Genomic DNA, 16,410 nt, shown 5'->3' with positions numbered 1-16,410 from the left:
TAGCAGGAGTGTTCGGGTGGCCAATGAAAAAGTGACATCGCTGGAAGTGGCAGCCCTTGCGGGCGTCAGCCAATCGGCGGTCAGCCGGGTGTTCACGCCCGGATCGTCAGTCAGCCAGAAAACCGCCGACAAGGTGCGGGCGGCTGCCCTGCAACTGGGCTACCGCCCCAATGTGCTGGCGCGCTCGCTCAAATCCGGCAAAAGCCGCATCATCGGCTTGGTCGTGGCCTATCTGGAAAACTATTTCTACCCCGAGATGGTCGAGCGTCTCTCCACCGAACTGCAAAAAGTCGGCTATCATGTGCTGATCTTTCTGGCCCCGCAAACCAGCGTCAATGTCGATCAGGTGATCCGCGAAATTCTGGATTATCAAGTGGATGGCATCGTAATGGCCTCTGTCTCGATGTCGTCTGATCTGGCCGCGCGCTGTCAGGAAACCGGCATCCCGGTGGTTTTGTTCAACCGCGCGCATGAGGATAAGAACCTCTCTTCTGTCACCTCTGACAATTTCGCGGGCGGCAAGGCCTTGGCCGATTACCTTTGCGCCACCGGCCACAGCCGCATCGCCTATATCGCGGGCTTTACCGGAGCATCGACCCAAGCGGATCGTGAGGCAGGCTTTCGCGCAGGTCTCGCCGAGGCGGGGCAAGAGCTGTTCGCCCGCGCCGATGGCAACTTCGACTACCGCACCGCACAAATGGCCGCGCGCACCCTGTTTGCCACCCAGCGCCGCCCCGATGCGGTGTTCGTCGCCAATGATCACATGGCCTTCGCGGTGATGGATGTGCTGCGGTTTGAACTCGGCCTGCGCGTGCCCGAAGATGTCTCGGTCGTCGGCTTCGACGATGTGCCCCCCGCCGCTTGGCCCGCCTATAACCTGACCACGTATCGCCAGCGCGTCGATCAGATGGTGCAGGAAACCGTCGATATGCTGATGGCATGGATCGCTGCCGACCAGCCGAAAGTGTCCCGCGTGGTGCTGCCGGGCGAATTGGTGATCCGCAGCTCCACCCGCCGCATCGGGATTGCGCGATGACCGAAACCGCCTTCCGCGCCCGATTGGCCGCCATGGGCCTGACGCTGGACGACAAAGCCTTTGCCGCCGCATGGGCCGGCGCGCAGCACCTGCGGGCCGAGATCGCCCGCGTTGAGAAATGGTTAACAACCCAGCCATGACCGAAGCCATCGACCTGCCCCTGCACGACGCCGCAGCCGCCCTGCGCGCAGGCACCCTCACCGCCCGCGCTTTGACCGAGGCTGCGCTGACCCGCTGCGCCGCCCGCAATCCGCACCTGCACGCCGTCACCCATCTGAACCCGCGGGCCTTGGCCGAAGCCGACCGCGCTGATGCCCTGCTTGCAGCAGGTCAAGGCGGGCCGCTCTGCGGTATTCCGTTTCTGGTCAAAGACTTGATCGACGCATCAGGCCTGCCTGCCACCAGCGGCTCGGCTGTGCTGGCGGGCCGGATCGCTGCTACCGATGCCCCCGCCGTCGCCATGTTGCGCGCCCAAGGTGCTGTGGTGCTGGGCAAGGTCGCGACCTATGAATTTGCCATGGTCGGCCCTGATCTGACCCTGCCCGAACCGCCCGCCCGCAACCCGTGGAACCGCGCCCATATCACCGGGGGGTCATCCTCTGGCTCGGCATCGGCTGTGGCGGGTGGCCTTGTGCGGATGGCACTTGGCACCGATACAGGTGGCTCGATCCGCAGCCCCTCGGCCTATTGCGGCTGTGTCGGGCTGAAGCCGAGTTATGACCGTGTCGCCCGCGCCGGGGCCTTCCCGCTGTCACCCGCGCTGGATCACACCGGGCCGATTGCCGCCTCGGTTGCCGATGCGGCGCTGATGCTGGATGCAATCACTGCCGACCCTTCCGCATGGCGGCCCGCCAGTGGCAAGCTTTCGCAAGGCGCGCACGGCCTGCGCATCGGCTACGCCCGCGATTGGTTCGCCGCTGATCCGCAAGCAGCCGCCGCCCTGATCCGCGCGATGGATGATGCCGCCGCACATCTGTCGATGCTGGGCGCAAGTATCACCCCGATCATCCTGCCCGATTACGCGCCGTATGAGGCCGCCGCGTCCGTAATCCTGCATGCCGAGGCTTTGGCCGAACACCGCGATCTGATCCGCGACAAGGCCGCGCTTTATGGCCGCCCGGTGCTGCAATGTCTGGCCTTTGGTGCCGCAATTGACGCCGATGATCTGGCGCAAGCCCGTCTTGCCCAAGCCAGCCTGACCGCCGCGATGCTGGCCGCGATGGACGGCTTTGATCTGATCCTGACCGCCACCACCCTGACCCCCGCGCTGCCGTTTTCCGCCTTTGACGGTGAAAAGGCGGTCTGGACGCCCATGCGCACCATCGCCTTCAACCTGACCGGGCAGCCTGCCATTTCGGTGCCGATCGGCTTTGAAAACGGCCTGCCGCTGGGGATGCAACTGGTGGGCCGGATCGGCTGCGAAGACCTGATCTGCGCCGCAGCCCATGCGTTTGAACAGGCAACCGACCATTCCTGTCAGCGCCCAAGCTTCTAACTCCGGCAGTTCCAGACGATCCCGCAGGGGGGCCCGGGGGGACGTTATGTCCCCCCGGCATGGGCCGTCGTTCCATACGGTTGAAATGAAAAAGCGCCATAAACCACAACATATTGTGGTTTATGGCGCGTGATCTTGATAAAAGCACAAGTCTGTCCCAGCGGGGACAGATTTTAGCCCCGCTGCATCCGGTCCAGACGCAGTTGCGCGGCCCGACGATGGCCCTCCAGCCCCTCACTCGCCGCCTGCCGCGCGGCGGGCGGTGCGACTTGATCCACACCATGCGGTTCCAGCCATTGATGCGTGGCGATCTTCACATAGGCCCCCACCCAAAGCCCGCCGGTATAACGCCCCGCCGCCATCGTCGGCAGGGTGTGATTGGTGCCCGAACATTTGTCGGAATAGACCACCGAGGCCAATTCGCCGATGAACAAAGACCCATAGTTGCGCAGCTTTTTCGCAAAGCCATGCGCGTCCGCCGTATGCACCTGAAGGTGCTCTGCCGCGATGAAATCCGAATAAGCGATCATCGCCTCTTCATCCTCGCACACAGCAATCTCGCCATAGTCGCGCCAAGCCGGTTCCGCCACATGCGCGGTCGACAGCGTTTTCATTTGGCGCTCGACCTCGGCCACCACAGCCTCGGCCAGTGGGCGGTGCGTGGTGATCAGCCCGACGCGGGTGCGCACGTCATGCTCTGCCTGCGCCAAAAGGTCGGTCGCAATCATCTCGGCATCGCCAGTCTCATCCGCCAGAATGTAGATCTCGGACGGCCCCGCCAACTGATCAATCCCCACCGGACCAAACACCTGCCGCTTGGCTTCGTTCACAAAAGCATTGCCCGGCCCCATGATCTTCATCACACCCGGCACAGTCTCGGTGCCAAACGCCATCGCCGCAATCGCCTGCGCGCCTCCAATGCGGAAAATCCGATCCGCGCCAGACAGATGGCACCCCGCCACCATCGCCTCATGCGCATTGGGCGGCAGACACGCGATCACCTCAGGCACACCCGCAACCTTTGCCGGAACAATCGTCATGATCGGCGCCGACAACAGCGGAAACCGCCCACCCGGCACATAGCAGCCCACCCGGTCAATCGGGATAACCCGATGCCCCATGAACACACCGGGAAGCGGCTCAATCTCAAGCGGCAAAATCGTCGCCAGTTGCGCCTCGGCAAAGCGGCGGACGTTGGCGATGGCGAATTCAGTGTCCTTCCGCGTCTGCGGATCAAGCGCCGCCACAGCCGCCTCACGCTGCGCTTGCGTCACTTCAAACGCCTGCAGGTCTGATTTGTCGAATTGCGCCGAATACTCCCGCACCGCCGCATCGCCGCGCGATTTGACGTCAGCGAGGATCTTGGCGACCAGTTCGGCCACAGGTTTGTTATCGCTTTCGGCATTGCGGCTGGGCGCTTTTACCCAAGAAATTTTTGCGGTCGGATAGGCTTCGGACAGGTTCGACATCATGCTCCTTTCGGGCCAGAAGGGCCTTTGTTTTGCGGTTAGGCTAGTCAATCTGCATACGTTTGCAAAGCCCTGTTTCACATTCGCGCGCATTTTGCCCGCAACCCCCTTAAATCTTTGGGGTTTTGTTTGCCATGAAGCCATTGAGCGGCAATCTCTCGCTGAGATTTTACAGAAATCTGCACAACAGTCTTGCCATCTTGCCCGGGCTTGGTCTATCCATATTGCAAACGTATTCACTGCCGAGGATTGAAATGGCTGTAACCTGGCTCAAACGTGGCAAGCCCGAAACGGAACGCGCGGCCGATGATGCGAAAACCCGCGCGATGGTCGAATCTGTGCTGGCCGATATCGAATCGCGTGGCGATGCGGCGGTGCGCGATCTGTCGGTGAAGTTCGACCGCTATGACCCGCCCAGCTTTCGGTTGACCCCGTCCGAGATCGAAGCCGCGATGCAAAAAGTCTCTGCGCGCGACATGGAGGATATCCGGTTCGCGCAGACCCAGATCCGCCGATTTGCAGAAGCGCAGCGTGCCAGCATGACGGATATAGAGGTTGAAACTCTGCCCGGCGTCTTCCTTGGCCATCGCAATATCCCGGTGCAGTCGGTCGGCTGCTATGTTCCGGGCGGCAAGTTTCCGATGGTTGCCAGCGCGCATATGTCGGTGCTGACGGCGTCGGTTGCTGGTGTGCCGCGCATTGTGGCGTCGGCCCCGCCGGTGAATGGTGCGCCGCATCCGGCGATTGTGGCCGCGATGGCCTTGGGCGGCGCGCATGAGATTTACGTTCTGGGCGGGATGCAGGCCGTGGGGGCGATGGCGATTGGCACCGAAACCATCACGCCCGTGGATATGCTCGTCGGCCCCGGCAATGCCTTTGTGGCCGAGGCCAAGCGCCAGCTTTATGGCCGCGTTGGCATTGATCTGTTTGCGGGCCCGACTGAAACTATGGTGATCGCTGACGATACGGTGGATGCCGAGCTTTGCGCCACTGACCTGCTGGGTCAGGCCGAGCATGGCTATAACTCGCCCGCCGTATTACTGACCAACAGCCGCAAACTGGCCGAGGCGACACTGGCCGAGGTGGACCGCCTGCTGCAAATCCTGCCAACCGCCGCGACGGCATCGGTCAGCTGGGCCGATTACGGCGAGGTGATCGTCTGCGACAGCTATGATGAGATGCTGGCGGTCGCCAATGATATCGCCTCCGAGCATGTGCAGGTGATGACCGACCGCGACGACTGGTTCCTGCAAAACATGCACTCTTATGGTGCGCTGTTCCTTGGCCCGCGCACCAATGTCGCCAATGGCGACAAGGTGATCGGCACCAATCACACCCTGCCGACCAAGAAAGCTGGCCGCTATACGGGCGGGCTTTGGGTTGGCAAGTTCCTGAAAACCCACAGCTATCAGCGCATCACCACCGACGCTGCCGCAGCCGAAATCGGGGCCTATGGCTCGCGCCTGTGCATGCTGGAGGGCTTTGTTGGCCATGCCGAGCAATGCAATATCCGCGTGCGCCGCTATGGCGGGCAGAACGTGCCTTACGGGGCGGCCGCCGAATGAGCCTGCCGCGCACGCCTTCGTTCCGGCTGGACGGTCGCCGCGCGCTGATTGCGGGGGCGTCGTCTGGCATCGGGCTGGCGGCTGCGGTTGCGCTGGCAGAACAGGGCGCGCATGTGACCCTGTGCGCCCGCCGCGCTGTCGAGCTGGCGGGTTTGGTTGAGGATCTGCGGGCCGAGGGCTTTGCCGCGCAGGCGCTGCCCTTGGATATCACCGACACCAAAGCAACCGAGGTCGCGCTGGCAGCCTTGCCAGCGTTCGATATTCTGGTGAACTCGGCTGGCGGTGCGCGCCACAGCCCCGCGATCGAGACCACGCCCGAGGATTTCGATTTCGCCACCAACCTGAACCTGCGCGCGGCCTATTTCCTGACCCGCGCTGTCGCCGCCCGGCTGATTGCCGAAGGCAAACCCGGCAGCCTGATCAACATCACCAGCCAGATGGCGCATGTCGGCGGTATCGACCGCGCGGTGTATTCGGCCACCAAGCACGCGGTGGAAGGCATGACCAAAAGCATGGCGATTGAGTGGGGCAAGCACGGCATCCGCGTCAACACCATCGCGCCGACCTTTATCCGCACGGCACTGACAGCTGCCACTTTCGCCAACCCCGAGCGCGCGGCTTGGATTGCCAGCAAGATCAAGCTGGGGCGCGTCGGCGAAGTCACCGACATCATGGGGGCCGTGGCGTTTCTGGCCTCGGATGCCGCAAGCCTGATCACCGGAACCTCTCTTCTTATCGATGGCGGCTGGACCGCCGATTAACCGCAAAGGTGCCCTATGACTCCGCAAGAAATGGAAGCCCGCATCGTCCGTTATGGCGATCTGCGCCCCTGCAAGACCGCGTTTATTGACGCGCATACCCCCGGTTCCAACCGTAAGGAAAACTTCACCATCATCGGCGGTGGCGTGTCGGAAAGCCCAGACCAGCATGTGCATATCGTGGACACCCCCGGCTTTAACATCGGGGCTGCGGGCCAGCCGCCCGGTTGCCGCAACAGCCTGCATACCCACCGCACCGCCGAAGTGTTCTTCGTGCTGAAAGGCCGTTGGCGGTTCTTCTGGGGCCGCTATGGCACGGCTGGAGAGTTCATCGCCGAAGAGGGCGATATCTTCAACATCCCCACCGGCATCTTCCGCGCCTTTGAAAACGTCGGCACCGATTACGGGATGATCATGGCCGTGCTGGGTGGTGATGATGCGGGCGGTGGCGTGGTCTGGGCGCCGCAGGTGATCACTGATGCCAAGGATTACGGCTTGACTCTCGGCAAGAATGGCAAGCTTTATGACACCAAAAAGGGCCAGAACCTGCCCGAAGGCGTGGTGCCGATGCCGCTGTTGACTGAAGAAGAGCTGAAAGCTTTCCCCGAACCCACCACCGCCGAGGTGATCCCCAATTGCGTGGCACGCTATTGGGATCTGATGGCTTTGTCTGATCGTCAGCCCGCCAAGGTGATCGGCGCGGAAGGCAAACTGCGCGACCGTCCGGGGTTTGAGGTTGACTTCCTGTCGCGCAACTCGATCACTGATGCCCCCTACAGCCTTGACCAGCATGAGATTCTGATGCCGATGCGCGGGCATTGGCGGCTGACTTGGGCGGGTGGCACCACGGCGCTGAACCCCGGCGATACGGCAGCGATTCCCCCCGGCCTTGAACACAGTCTGACGCCTGCAATGACGGGTGAAGCCTCGCTTTACCGGGTGATCAGCACCGAAGATCAGGCGGGTCTGACCGGGCGCTTGTTGTAAGCCATGCTGCTGCTGATCCCCGGCATGATGTGCGATGCGCGGATGTGGGGCGACCTGTCTGGGTTGCCCTGCACGGTGCATCACGCCGACATGACGGGGGCGGACAGCGTGCAAGCCTTGGCCGCCGCGATCCTGCAACAGGCCCCCGACAAATTTGATCTGGCGGGCCTGTCGATGGGCGGCATCGTGGCGATGGAGGTGCTGCGGCAAGCCCCCGAGCGGGTTCGCCGTGTTGCGTTGTTAGACACCAACCCGCGTGCAGAATTGCCCGCTGTGCAGGCCCTGCGCGCACCACAGATCGCCCGCGCACTGGCTGGCGATCTGGCGGCACTGATGGCGCAGGACACAATCCCCCGCTATTTTGCCATGCCGCGCCCAGACTTGGCCGCACTGTGCCTCGACATGGCTCTGGATTTGGGTCCCCAGACCTTTGCCCGACAGTCGCGCGCCTTGCGTGACCGCCCTGAGCAGACCGAAACGCTCGCAGCGTTCAAAGGCCCGGCTTTGGTCCTGATGGGCGCGCATGACCAGCTTTGCCCGCGCGACCGCCATGAGCAAATGCACAGCCTGATGCCGCAATCGCGCTTTGAGATCATTGCAAACGCGGGCCATCTGCCGACGTTGGAAAATCCCGGCGCCACCCAATTGGCTTTGGTAAACTGGCTAAATCAACCTGTATAGGATCTCTGCGATGCCCCAAATCCGCCAAGTTTTTGCCAATGGCGCCAAGGCCGTCAATGGCTGGTGCGCCATACCCTCGCCCGTCACCGCAGAGATCATGGGTCGGCAGGGCTTTGATCTGATGACCGTCGATTTGCAGCATGGGTTGATCGACTATCAAACCGCCCTGACGATGTTGCAGGTGTTGCAGGGCCTGGCCGCCCCCGTCATGGCCCGCGTGCCGTGGAACGAGCCCGGCATCATCGCAAAGGTCTTGGATGCGGGCTTTGCGGGGTTGATTTGTCCGATGGTCAACACGGTCGAAGATGCGCAGCGTCTGGTGCAGGCGACCCGCTACGCGCCGATGGGCAGCCGCTCTTTTGGGCCAACGCGGGCGAATATGGTTTTTGGCCCGGGCTATGCAAAATCCGCGAACACTGAGGTTATGGTGTTTGCGATGATTGAAACCCGCGAGGCATTGGGCAATCTCGACGCCATTCTGTCTGTGGCGGGCATTGATGGGGTTTATGTCGGCCCGTCTGATCTTGGCCTGTCCTTGGGCTACGAGCCGACGCTTGATCCGACAGCCGCCGAAGTGCTGGACGCCATCGCCACCATCGCAAATCGCACCAAGGCGGCAGGTCGGTTGGCGGGTATTCACACCGGATCGCCTGAAATGATCCGACGCGCCTTTGTACAAGGCTATGACTTTGCATCCCTGCTTACCGATGCGCGGTTGTTCACCTCTGCAGTCGCGGGGCAACTGGCGCTGGTGCATCAGACGACGATCGAAGCGGTGAAGGGCTATTAGGGCGCTTTGGAACTGCGGCTGCTTGTCTGGGTACAGCAGCCTTGTGAAGGTTTTGGGGCAAGCGTTTGGCTCCCGACAAGGCGCGGTGCTGGCAGCAAGCGGTCGACATTGCGCCAGCCGCTTTGGTGGTCAGAAATCCAAGCCTAAGTCCAATGTCCGGGCCGAATGGGTCAGCGCGCCGCAGGATATGTAATCCACCCCCGTCGCTGCGACTTCGGCGATGCGGGGCAGCGCCATGTTGCCCGAGGCTTCGGTTACCAAGCGCCCTGCCACCAGCGTCACGGCTTGGTGTAGGGTGGGCGTATCCATGTTGTCCAGCAGCACGACATCTGCACCACCAACCGACAGCACTTCGGCGAGTTGGGCCAAGGTATCAACCTCAATTTCGACCTTCATCATATGCGAGACGTTGGCGCGGGCGGCTTGCAGGACCGCGCTGATGCCGCCTGCCGCTGCGATATGGTTGTCTTTGATCAGGATGGCATCGGACAGCCCGAAGCGGTGGTTGAAGCCACCGCCATGCAATACGGCGGCTTTTTCGACCATACGCAGACCCGGCGTGGTCTTGCGGGTGCAGGTGATGCGGGTGGCGGTGCCCTTGGTCTGCGCGACAAAGGCGGCGGTCAATGTGGCAATGCCGGACAAGCGCCCAGCGAAGTTCAAAGCGATACGCTCGGCGGATAGGATCGAGGCGGCAGCGCCTTCGATCTGCATCAGAACATCGCCGGGGGCGCAAAGGCTGCCATCGGGGCGGTGCAGGGTGATGGCAAGTGACGGGTCCACCAGCCGAAACGCGATGGCGGCCAGTTGCATACCAGACACCACGCCCGCCTCGCGCGCGTTCAGCCGTGCGTGGTAGCGCGTGCCTGCCGGGATCACGGCGCGGGTTGTGACATCGCCATTCGGGCCAAGATCTTCGATCAATGCCGCGCGCACCAAGGGTTCCAGCAGCAGATCGGGCAGCGGTGCGAAGGCAGCGGTCATGCGGAAGTCTCCGTTACGGATTGGCGCAGGGCGAGGGCTTGGGTCAGCGTCAGGGTGCTGCGATGCGCCAGCGCGGGGTTGGTATCGGGGAAATCACGGCGGCACTGCGCGCCGCGCGATTCCTGACGCAGCAGGGCGGCAGCTGCGATCAGGGTGGCTGTTGCCGTCATGTTCAGGAAACCCGGATTGCCTTTCGCCTGCGCTTCCAGCGCGGCAATGTGGCAGAGCGCGGTTTTCAATCCAGCCGCATCGCGCACAACGCCGACATGTTCGGTCATGGTCTGGCGCAAGGAAGCGACCAAGGCAGGGTCAGGCGGCAAGCCGCCGTTTGGCAACGTCAGCGTCACGGGCGGCGCATCGCTGCGGTCCAGACCCTTCGCAATATCACGGGCGGCGCGGCGACCGTAGACCAGTGCTTCGAGCAAGCCATTAGAGGCAAGGCGGTTGGCGCCGTGCAATCCGGTGGCACTGGCTTCGCCGCAGGCCCAAAGCCCGGACAGACTGCTGCGCCCCTGTGCCGAAACTGCGATGCCCCCCATGTGGTAATGCGCGGCGGCGGCAACCGGGATGGCTTGGGTGACCGGATCAATACCGCCGCGTCGGCAGGCCTCGGCCACGGCGGGAAAGCGGTGCGTGATCTCTGCACCGATGGCGGTGCGGGTATCCAGCATCGGGCGGCGTCCGGCTTGGGTTTCGGCAAAGATCGCACGGGCGACCACATCGCGCGGAGCAAGTTCGGCATCGGGGTGAATGTTCAGCATAAAGCGGGTGCCGTCGCGGTTGATCAGGGTGGCGCCTTCGCCGCGCAAAGCCTCGGTCGCCAAGGGGGCGGGGTCTTCGCCCATGTCGATGGCGGTGGGGTGGAACTGCACAAACTCGGCATCAGACATCACCGCCCCTGCCCGCGCGGCCATGCCGATCGCCTGCCCCCGGATGCGCGGTGGATTGGTGGTCAGCGCATATAGCCCGCCCGAGCCGCCACCCGCCAAAAGCACTGCGGTGCCACGCAGCCGGATCGGCCCCGAGCCATCGGTGGCCTCGATCACCACCCCGGTAATTTTTCCGTCTGAGGTCGACAAATCCGTGGCGACAACACCCTCGATCACCTGCACAGACGGGGTGCGCCGCACTTCGGCAATCAGTGCGGCCATGATTTCGCGGCCCGCCTGATCGCCTTGCACCCGGACCACGCGCGCCAGACCATGCGCGGCCTCGCGCGACAGCACGTAGCCACCCTGCGCATCGCGGTCGAACGGCGTGCCTATTGCGGTCAGATCAAGTATATGCGCGCGGGCCTCGGCGGTGACAAAGGCGGCCACATCGGCGTCAACCGTGCCTGCCCCAGCGCGGATGGTATCGGCGGCATGAGCTTCGGGGCTGTCGGCTTCGGCCATCGCGGCGGCGATACCGCCCTGCGCCCAAGCCGAACTCGCCCCCTGCCCCAGCGCGTCGGGAGAGATCATCAGCACCGGATGCGGCGCAAGGTTCAGTGCGGCATAAAGCGCGCCCAGACCCGCGCCGACAATGATCACCCGTTCGGTATCAACGCTGTGCGGCGGTTGCGCTGTCATGGCTTAGGCCGCGGCCCGGCTGATGTCGATCATCCGCTGCACCGCGATACGGGCGCGGGCGGATACTTCGGGGTCAACCTCTACTTGGCCGGTCATCGTGTGCAGGGCATAGAGGATTTTCTCCAGCGTGATCATCTTCATATAAGGGCACATGTTGCAGGGCTTGGCGAATTCGACCTCGGGCAATTCATCGGCGATGTTTGCGGCCATCGAACATTCAGTGACCAGCATCGCCTTGGCGGGTTTGTGTTTGTGCACCCAATCAATGATGCCCTTGGTCGAGCCGGTAAAATCAGCCTCGGCCACCACTTCGGGGGTGCATTCGGGGTGGGCGATGATTTTCACGTCGGGGTCATGTTCGCGGTAGGCGCGCAAATCGGCAGCTGTGTACAGTTCATGCACGATGCACGAGCCTTCCCACCACACCACGCGTTTATGGGTCAGCGCGGCGACGTTGCGGGCCAGATATTGGTCGGGCGTCATGATCACGGTGTCGCCGGGCATGGCGTTGACGATCTGCAGCGCATTGGCAGAGGTGCAGCACACATCTGACACCGCTTTCACCTCGGCAGTGGTGTTGACGTAAGATACCACGGGCGCGCCGGGATAGAGCGCGCGCATCTCGGCCACGCCCTGCGCCGTGATCGATTCTGCCAGGGAGCAGCCCGCATCCATATCCGGCATCAGCACGGTTTTGGACGGGTTCATGATCTTTGAAGTTTCCGCCATGAAATGCACGCCGCATTGCACGATCACATCGGCCTCAACCTCGGTCGCCTTGATTGCCAGTTGCAGGCTGTCGCCGACGAAATCGGCAACGCCGTGGTAAATCTCGGGCGTCATGTAGTTGTGGCCTAAGATCACCGCGTTGCGTTCGGCTTTCAGGCGGTTGATGGCGATGACATAGGGCGCGAAGGTTGCCCAATCGGCCAATGGCACCACGCGGTCCATCTTGGCATGGATGTGCTTGGTGGCTTCGGCGGCGGCAAGCGATGGGGCAAGGTCATAGCTGGCGGCCAGTTCGGCGCGCATCTTTACAACATCGGACAAATTCGCCATTCCCTTACTTGGATGTGGGATAAACCCATTCGGTGCTAGAGCGCCCTATAGTGCCTTTTGTGGATGACGCAAACCCTTCATAATGCGACGTTTTTGATCTTTTGGTGAAATGGCGCAGACCGGATCGGTCGATCAGAGGTGTGCTGAAACCGTTTTTCCTATCTGCGCCGCGTATATAGTCAAGTTAGGCGGGCGTCGCTTGCGCAGCGGCAAGACTGGCTGTGATTCACCTTCATGCGGGCGCCTCTGCCTAAATTGCGCAATGCAGCATCAGCGCACGCAATATCGTCGCAACATGATGGCTTCAGAAGGCGCTCATGACAGAAAAGAGCAAAGGTATCGGCGGCAAAGCTAGAGATGCTTTGCGATCTGCCCTATGCTGCATCTGACAAAGCGACATAAAAGCGCGTGTCAGTGCGGCATTTCTGTCGGGCAGCTTTATCGTGGCAAATCGGTCGCGTTGGACATCGACGGTGAGTGGCGGGCGGCATCAGGTGAATTTGGACAGCATATTTGATAGCAGCTATTATCGCCTGCAGAGCGGGCTGGATTTTGATGATGCCCAAGCGGTCCTACATTTTCAGACACAGGGCGACGCGCTTGGGCTAGATCCAAACGCCTGTTTTTCGACGGTTTGGTATAAAAACCGCTATCCGAAGTGGAGCCGTCGCGGGGCGCAAACTGCGGTCGAAGATTTCCTGCGCCGCAGCGAGAAGGGCGAAGACCGCCAGCCACATCCGTTGATCGACCCTGCCTTTTATCGCGCGACCTACCCTGATCTTGCGGATCTGGGCGGGCGCGCAGCCCTGCATTTCATAGCACTTGGCGATGACGAGGGGCGGAGGCCCTCTGCTGGATTTGATACCGATTTTTATCAGCGGTGTTATCTGCGACCGGGACAAAACGGCGCGCTGCGCCACTATGTGACCGCGGGCAAGGCCTTAGGGCATTTGCCCCGCCCCCTGCCCCGCAATCGGGCTCAGTCCGCCTTGGCGATGCGGCAAGCGATCACTGCATTGCGGACAACCGGGATGCGGCCGATCTTGCTGGTCTGCCATGACGCGCAGGCTGCCGGAGTGCCGATCTTGACGCTTGATCTGGCGCGCGCCCTGCGCGCTCGGTCCTATGCGCCGATATTTCTGCTGGGCAATGCCGGCCCGCTGACTGCGCGGTTCCAAGAGTTGGGACCGGTCTTTGTGCAATCCGAGGGGTGGGACACCACTGGCTTGGCCGAAGGCTTGCCGAAAGGCACGCGCGCCTTGATCAATACGGGCGCAGCTGCGGGCATGGCCGTGCCACTGGCCAAATTTGGGCTTGAGTGTCTGCTTTTGATCCATGAGATGCCTGATTATCTGCGCGAACAGAGCTTTTTACAGCCTCTGCGGGCTGCGCGAGATGCGGGTGCGCGGCTGGTGGCTTCGATGCCCTTGATGGCCAAAGCATTGGAGCCGGAGTTCGGAGCGTTGAACGTAGTGACGCCGGGCATCGTGTTGCCGCCGACGCCGCTTGCGGCATTTGTGCAGCGGCGCAAATCTCGGGGGCATGGGCCGGTGTTCATCGGAGCCGGCTATGCTGATCGGCGCAAGGGATTTGATCGGTTCATCGAGGCCGCTGAAGCTATCGCAGGCCAATCGCCAAGGGCCAGATTTGTCTGGCTTGGTGCGCTTGATGCTTGGGCGCAAAGTCTGGCCGATGCTGCAAAAGTGCGTGGCTTGAACTTGACCCTGCCGGGCTTTGTCGATGACAGCCTTGCCTGGTATCGGGGAGCCGATGTTTATCTGTTGACCTCTCGGCAAGATCCGGGGCCAACGACCGTGATCCATGCGGCAGCCGTCGGCACGCCCTTTGTCGGCTATGCCGCCGATATCGGGCTGATCGGTTTGACCGAAGGCATCGGGCAGTTTCTGCCCGTGGCGCAACAGGCAAACTTTGCAGCTTTGGCGTTGGATATGGCTGCAGGTGTTACCGCAGCTTCGCGCCGCAGGCTGCGCCGTCTGATCCGGCAGAAAACCGACTTTGCGCGCTATGTCGATACGCTGGATAAGCTGCTCACCGCGTCTTTAACAACCGCTGCAACCTGACCCAGTCTCGCAGCGGTATGGCAGGATTGCCCACCATCCGCGCGCCCGGGGCGACATCGCGCATCACGGCGGCACCAATCCCGATCACCGCGCCATCGCCAATAGACAAAGGCCGCGCGCGGGTGCCATTCATCAGGATGGCACCCGGTGCGATTACCACATTGGCGCCAATCTTGACATGCCCCAACACCGTCGCCCCAAAGCCGACAGAGGTATTTGCGCCAATCTCGACATCATGACCCAGCACTGCACCCAAGATTTGCGCCATCGCACCGATCCGCACATTGGGGCTGATGCGCAGATGCGGCACACAGAGACTTCCCGCGCCATATTCAGCACCCGGATCAACATGGCCCATCCCAAAGCAAGTGGCGGTGGCCAACATGGCCCCCTCGGACGCAAGCTGGGCCGCCATTCTTGCGCGCAGATTGCCGCTTCCCGGCGTCACGAGCACCGGAACATCCCCAAACATCGCACGGCGCTCACCAGAGGATATCACAGGAATATCCAAGGCCGGGTGACGGAACCCGTGTTCGATATCGTCGATCAAAGCGTGAATTTTCACCCGGCCTTGCCAGTGCTCTTCCATCGCTTGCAAGATCACCAAACTATGGCCACGCGCGCCAAAGACGGTGATTTCATCGAACTGTGTGGTGGCTTGGATCATGCCTGCCTCTTTCATTGCATCACAGACCGGACCACAACTGCGATGCGTTTGACGTCCGATGCCGTAACCCGGCCATGCATGGGAAGGCACAGCACTTGCGCCCCAAGGCTGGGCGCTAACGCCGGGCCGCCCTCTGCGGTCACGATGCTTGCATCGGGCCAAGGGGTGCCCTGCCCGCACAAAATGGGAAAGTGATCGCGCGCGATGATCCGGCTTTCGGCCAGTGCCACATGTAACCGCGCGCGCAAATCCGGTGCTAGGCGCAGCGCATAATAGCCAAGACTGTCGCTCGCCTCCGCGCGCGTTGCATGCAGCCGCAGCCCCGGTATCCCGCCAAGCGCCGCGTCGTAGCTGCGGCGCAATGCGGCCCGAGCCTGCAATTCGCTTGCAAGATCTGGCAGCAACGTCAGGCCCAAGGCCGCTTGCAGCTCTGAAAGTTTGCCGTTGAGGCCCATACCAACGGGCTTGCCCGCCTCAAGCCCAAAGTTGCGCATCCGGCGAAAGGCTTGCGCCTGACCGCGCCGTGTCACCACATAGCCGCCCTCGCCCGTGTGCAAAATCTTGGTCGCGTGCAGCGAAAAGGCCGCTGCATCGCCGTAATGCCCAAGCGGCTGGCCCCCAAAGCTGACATCAAACGCATGCGCCGCATCATACACCAGCCACAGCCCATGCTGCTTGGCAATTTCCGCCATGGCTGCAACGTCGCAGGGGACACCCAGAAAATGCACCGGCAAAATCGCCGAGGTGCGCGGCGTGATCGCCGCCTGAACAGCGCGCGGACATAGCGTCAGCATTTCGGCGTCGACATCGGCGAAGACCGGGCGCAATCCGCTCCACGCGATGGCTTGCGCCGTCGCAGCAAAGCTAAGCGGCGTCGTGATCACCTCGGAGCCAAGCGGCAGATTGCCCAGCCCAAGCGCCAGCATCAGTGCCATCGTGCCCGATGAGGTCAGCGATGCCGCATCAGACGCAGCCTCTCGGCGGGTCAGTGCTTGCTCGAGTTGCATATGCAGCGCGCCGCCATTGCTGAACCAGTTCGCGGCGATGGCCTCTGCCATCAGTTCGGCCAAGCGGACAGGATCGGGCGACATCGGCGCGCCAATCGTGATGATCCGACGGAGATCTGGTTCAGCCATTCATAAATTCCCCCGCACCGGCTAATGTTCGACCACTGCCATCACTGAACCGCATCTTGCTGCCGCCGTAAACCGGGTTAAACAGCCACTAAGCAGCACCTTTGACCCTTTGCCATGAAACCACCCTATCG

The 16,410-nt window shown here is 62.2% G+C and carries 15 protein-coding genes; 9 read left to right on the top strand and 6 right to left on the bottom strand.

The genetic code is table 11. The features are described from left to right. The first annotated feature begins 16 nt into the window (after positions 1–16). The 3 genes from QQJ98_RS18190 to QQJ98_RS18180 are packed head-to-tail and all read left to right on the top strand — an operon-like array spanning position 17 to position 2,531. Positions 17–1,036: a LacI family DNA-binding transcriptional regulator gene (locus QQJ98_RS18190; RefSeq protein ID WP_284326733.1), complete on the top strand. Its 1,020-nt coding sequence runs from the start codon at positions 17–19 to the stop codon at positions 1,034–1,036. Further along, positions 1,033–1,176 carry a hypothetical protein gene (locus tag QQJ98_RS18185; RefSeq protein ID WP_284326732.1) on the top strand — a complete coding sequence of 48 codons (144 nt, stop codon included), beginning with the start codon at positions 1,033–1,035 and terminating at the stop codon, positions 1,174–1,176. Before QQJ98_RS18190 ends, QQJ98_RS18185 begins: the two co-directional genes overlap by 4 nt. Continuing rightward, positions 1,173–2,531: an amidase gene (locus tag QQJ98_RS18180; RefSeq protein ID WP_284326731.1), complete on the top strand. Its 1,359-nt coding sequence runs from the start codon at positions 1,173–1,175 to the stop codon at positions 2,529–2,531. Before QQJ98_RS18185 ends, QQJ98_RS18180 begins: the two co-directional genes overlap by 4 nt. Positions 2,532–2,704: 173 nt before the next feature. Here the strand turns inward: QQJ98_RS18180 and hisD (QQJ98_RS18175) are convergent, their stop codons facing one another. Continuing rightward, on the bottom strand, positions 2,705–4,003 hold the full coding sequence (gene hisD / locus QQJ98_RS18175; RefSeq protein ID WP_284326730.1) for a histidinol dehydrogenase: 1,299 nt from the start codon (positions 4,001–4,003) through the stop codon (positions 2,705–2,707). A 251-nt stretch (positions 4,004–4,254) separates the two neighbouring features. Here hisD (QQJ98_RS18175) and hisD (QQJ98_RS18170) point away from each other — a divergent pair, with 251 nt between their 5' ends. From hisD (QQJ98_RS18170) to QQJ98_RS18150, 5 genes are read left to right on the top strand one after another with little or no spacing between them, the layout of a single operon-like run. Further along, entirely contained in the window at positions 4,255–5,565 is a 1,311-nt protein-coding gene (gene hisD, locus QQJ98_RS18170) for a histidinol dehydrogenase (RefSeq protein ID WP_284326729.1), read from the top strand. Beyond that, the gene (locus QQJ98_RS18165) at positions 5,562–6,326 is read left to right on the top strand and encodes an SDR family NAD(P)-dependent oxidoreductase (RefSeq protein WP_284326728.1); all 765 of its coding nucleotides are present in this window, start codon (positions 5,562–5,564) and stop codon (positions 6,324–6,326) included. The genes hisD (QQJ98_RS18170) and QQJ98_RS18165 overlap by 4 nt, the downstream gene beginning before the upstream one ends. Before the next feature lie 15 nt (positions 6,327–6,341). Continuing rightward, positions 6,342–7,310, top strand: coding sequence for a cupin domain-containing protein (locus QQJ98_RS18160; protein ID WP_284326727.1), 969 nt, complete (start codon positions 6,342–6,344; stop codon positions 7,308–7,310). A 3-nt stretch (positions 7,311–7,313) separates the two neighbouring features. After that, on the top strand, positions 7,314–7,991 hold the full coding sequence (locus QQJ98_RS18155) for an alpha/beta fold hydrolase (RefSeq protein WP_284326726.1): 678 nt from the start codon (positions 7,314–7,316) through the stop codon (positions 7,989–7,991). A gap of 10 nt (positions 7,992–8,001) precedes the next feature. After that, positions 8,002–8,781 (top strand): HpcH/HpaI aldolase family protein, encoded by a 780-nt coding sequence (locus QQJ98_RS18150; RefSeq protein ID WP_284326725.1) that lies wholly within the window; start codon positions 8,002–8,004, stop codon positions 8,779–8,781. Between the two features lie 129 nt (positions 8,782–8,910). Here the strand turns inward: QQJ98_RS18150 and nadC are convergent, their stop codons facing one another. The 3 genes from nadC to nadA are packed head-to-tail and all read right to left on the bottom strand — an operon-like array spanning position 8,911 to position 12,368. Next, on the bottom strand, positions 8,911–9,765 hold the full coding sequence (gene nadC / locus QQJ98_RS18145) for a carboxylating nicotinate-nucleotide diphosphorylase (protein WP_284326724.1): 855 nt from the start codon (positions 9,763–9,765) through the stop codon (positions 8,911–8,913). Continuing rightward, on the bottom strand, positions 9,762–11,336 hold the full coding sequence (locus QQJ98_RS18140; RefSeq protein ID WP_284326723.1) for an L-aspartate oxidase: 1,575 nt from the start codon (positions 11,334–11,336) through the stop codon (positions 9,762–9,764). The genes nadC and QQJ98_RS18140 overlap by 4 nt, the downstream gene beginning before the upstream one ends. 3 nt (positions 11,337–11,339) lie before the next feature. Then, a complete protein-coding gene (gene nadA / locus QQJ98_RS18135) occupies positions 11,340–12,368 on the bottom strand; it encodes a quinolinate synthase NadA (protein WP_431307837.1) in 1,029 nt (342 codons plus the stop codon). Positions 12,369–12,838: 470 nt separating this feature from the next. Between nadA and QQJ98_RS18130 the strand changes: the two genes are divergently transcribed. After that, complete coding sequence (locus QQJ98_RS18130; protein WP_284326721.1) at positions 12,839–14,476, top strand: glycosyltransferase; 1,638 nt, start codon at positions 12,839–12,841, stop codon at positions 14,474–14,476. On the opposite strand, the gene QQJ98_RS18125 is transcribed toward QQJ98_RS18130, so the two are convergent. Both QQJ98_RS18125 and QQJ98_RS18120 read right to left on the bottom strand, forming a co-directional pair. Further along, the gene (locus QQJ98_RS18125; protein WP_284326720.1) at positions 14,445–15,143 is read right to left on the bottom strand and encodes an LbetaH domain-containing protein; all 699 of its coding nucleotides are present in this window, start codon (positions 15,141–15,143) and stop codon (positions 14,445–14,447) included. The genes QQJ98_RS18130 and QQJ98_RS18125 overlap by 32 nt on opposite strands. 11 nt (positions 15,144–15,154) lie before the next feature. Next, positions 15,155–16,279, bottom strand: coding sequence for a DegT/DnrJ/EryC1/StrS family aminotransferase (locus QQJ98_RS18120; RefSeq protein ID WP_284326719.1), 1,125 nt, complete (start codon positions 16,277–16,279; stop codon positions 15,155–15,157). Between the last annotated feature and the right edge of the window lie 131 nt (positions 16,280–16,410).

Origin of the sequence: Cypionkella aquatica, from assembly GCF_030161095.1 — a bacterium.
GTDB lineage: Bacteria > Pseudomonadota > Alphaproteobacteria > Rhodobacterales > Rhodobacteraceae > Cypionkella > Cypionkella aquatica.
This window is presented reverse-complemented; position numbering and strand designations above follow the sequence as displayed.

Excerpts from the sequence above, each read along its gene's own strand:
- QQJ98_RS18185 (WP_284326732.1), top strand. The coding sequence starts at position 1,033 with ATGACCGAAACCGCCTTCCGCGCCCGATTGGCCGCCATGGGCCTGACG.
- QQJ98_RS18180 (WP_284326731.1), top strand. The coding sequence starts at position 1,173 with ATGACCGAAGCCATCGACCTGCCCCTGCACGACGCCGCAGCCGCCCTG.
- hisD (WP_284326730.1), bottom strand. The coding sequence starts at position 4,003 with ATGATGTCGAACCTGTCCGAAGCCTATCCGACCGCAAAAATTTCTTGG.
- hisD (WP_284326729.1), top strand. The coding sequence starts at position 4,255 with ATGGCTGTAACCTGGCTCAAACGTGGCAAGCCCGAAACGGAACGCGCG.
- QQJ98_RS18165 (WP_284326728.1), top strand. The coding sequence starts at position 5,562 with ATGAGCCTGCCGCGCACGCCTTCGTTCCGGCTGGACGGTCGCCGCGCG.
- QQJ98_RS18160 (WP_284326727.1), top strand. The coding sequence starts at position 6,342 with ATGACTCCGCAAGAAATGGAAGCCCGCATCGTCCGTTATGGCGATCTG.
- QQJ98_RS18155 (WP_284326726.1), top strand. The coding sequence starts at position 7,314 with ATGCTGCTGCTGATCCCCGGCATGATGTGCGATGCGCGGATGTGGGGC.
- QQJ98_RS18150 (WP_284326725.1), top strand. The coding sequence starts at position 8,002 with ATGCCCCAAATCCGCCAAGTTTTTGCCAATGGCGCCAAGGCCGTCAAT.
- nadC (WP_284326724.1), bottom strand. The coding sequence starts at position 9,765 with ATGACCGCTGCCTTCGCACCGCTGCCCGATCTGCTGCTGGAACCCTTG.
- QQJ98_RS18140 (WP_284326723.1), bottom strand. The coding sequence starts at position 11,336 with ATGACAGCGCAACCGCCGCACAGCGTTGATACCGAACGGGTGATCATT.
- nadA (WP_431307837.1), bottom strand. The coding sequence starts at position 12,368 with ATGCGCGCCGAACTGGCCGCCAGCTATGACCTTGCCCCATCGCTTGCC.
- QQJ98_RS18125 (WP_284326720.1), bottom strand. The coding sequence starts at position 15,143 with ATGATCCAAGCCACCACACAGTTCGATGAAATCACCGTCTTTGGCGCG.
- QQJ98_RS18120 (WP_284326719.1), bottom strand. The coding sequence starts at position 16,279 with ATGGCTGAACCAGATCTCCGTCGGATCATCACGATTGGCGCGCCGATG.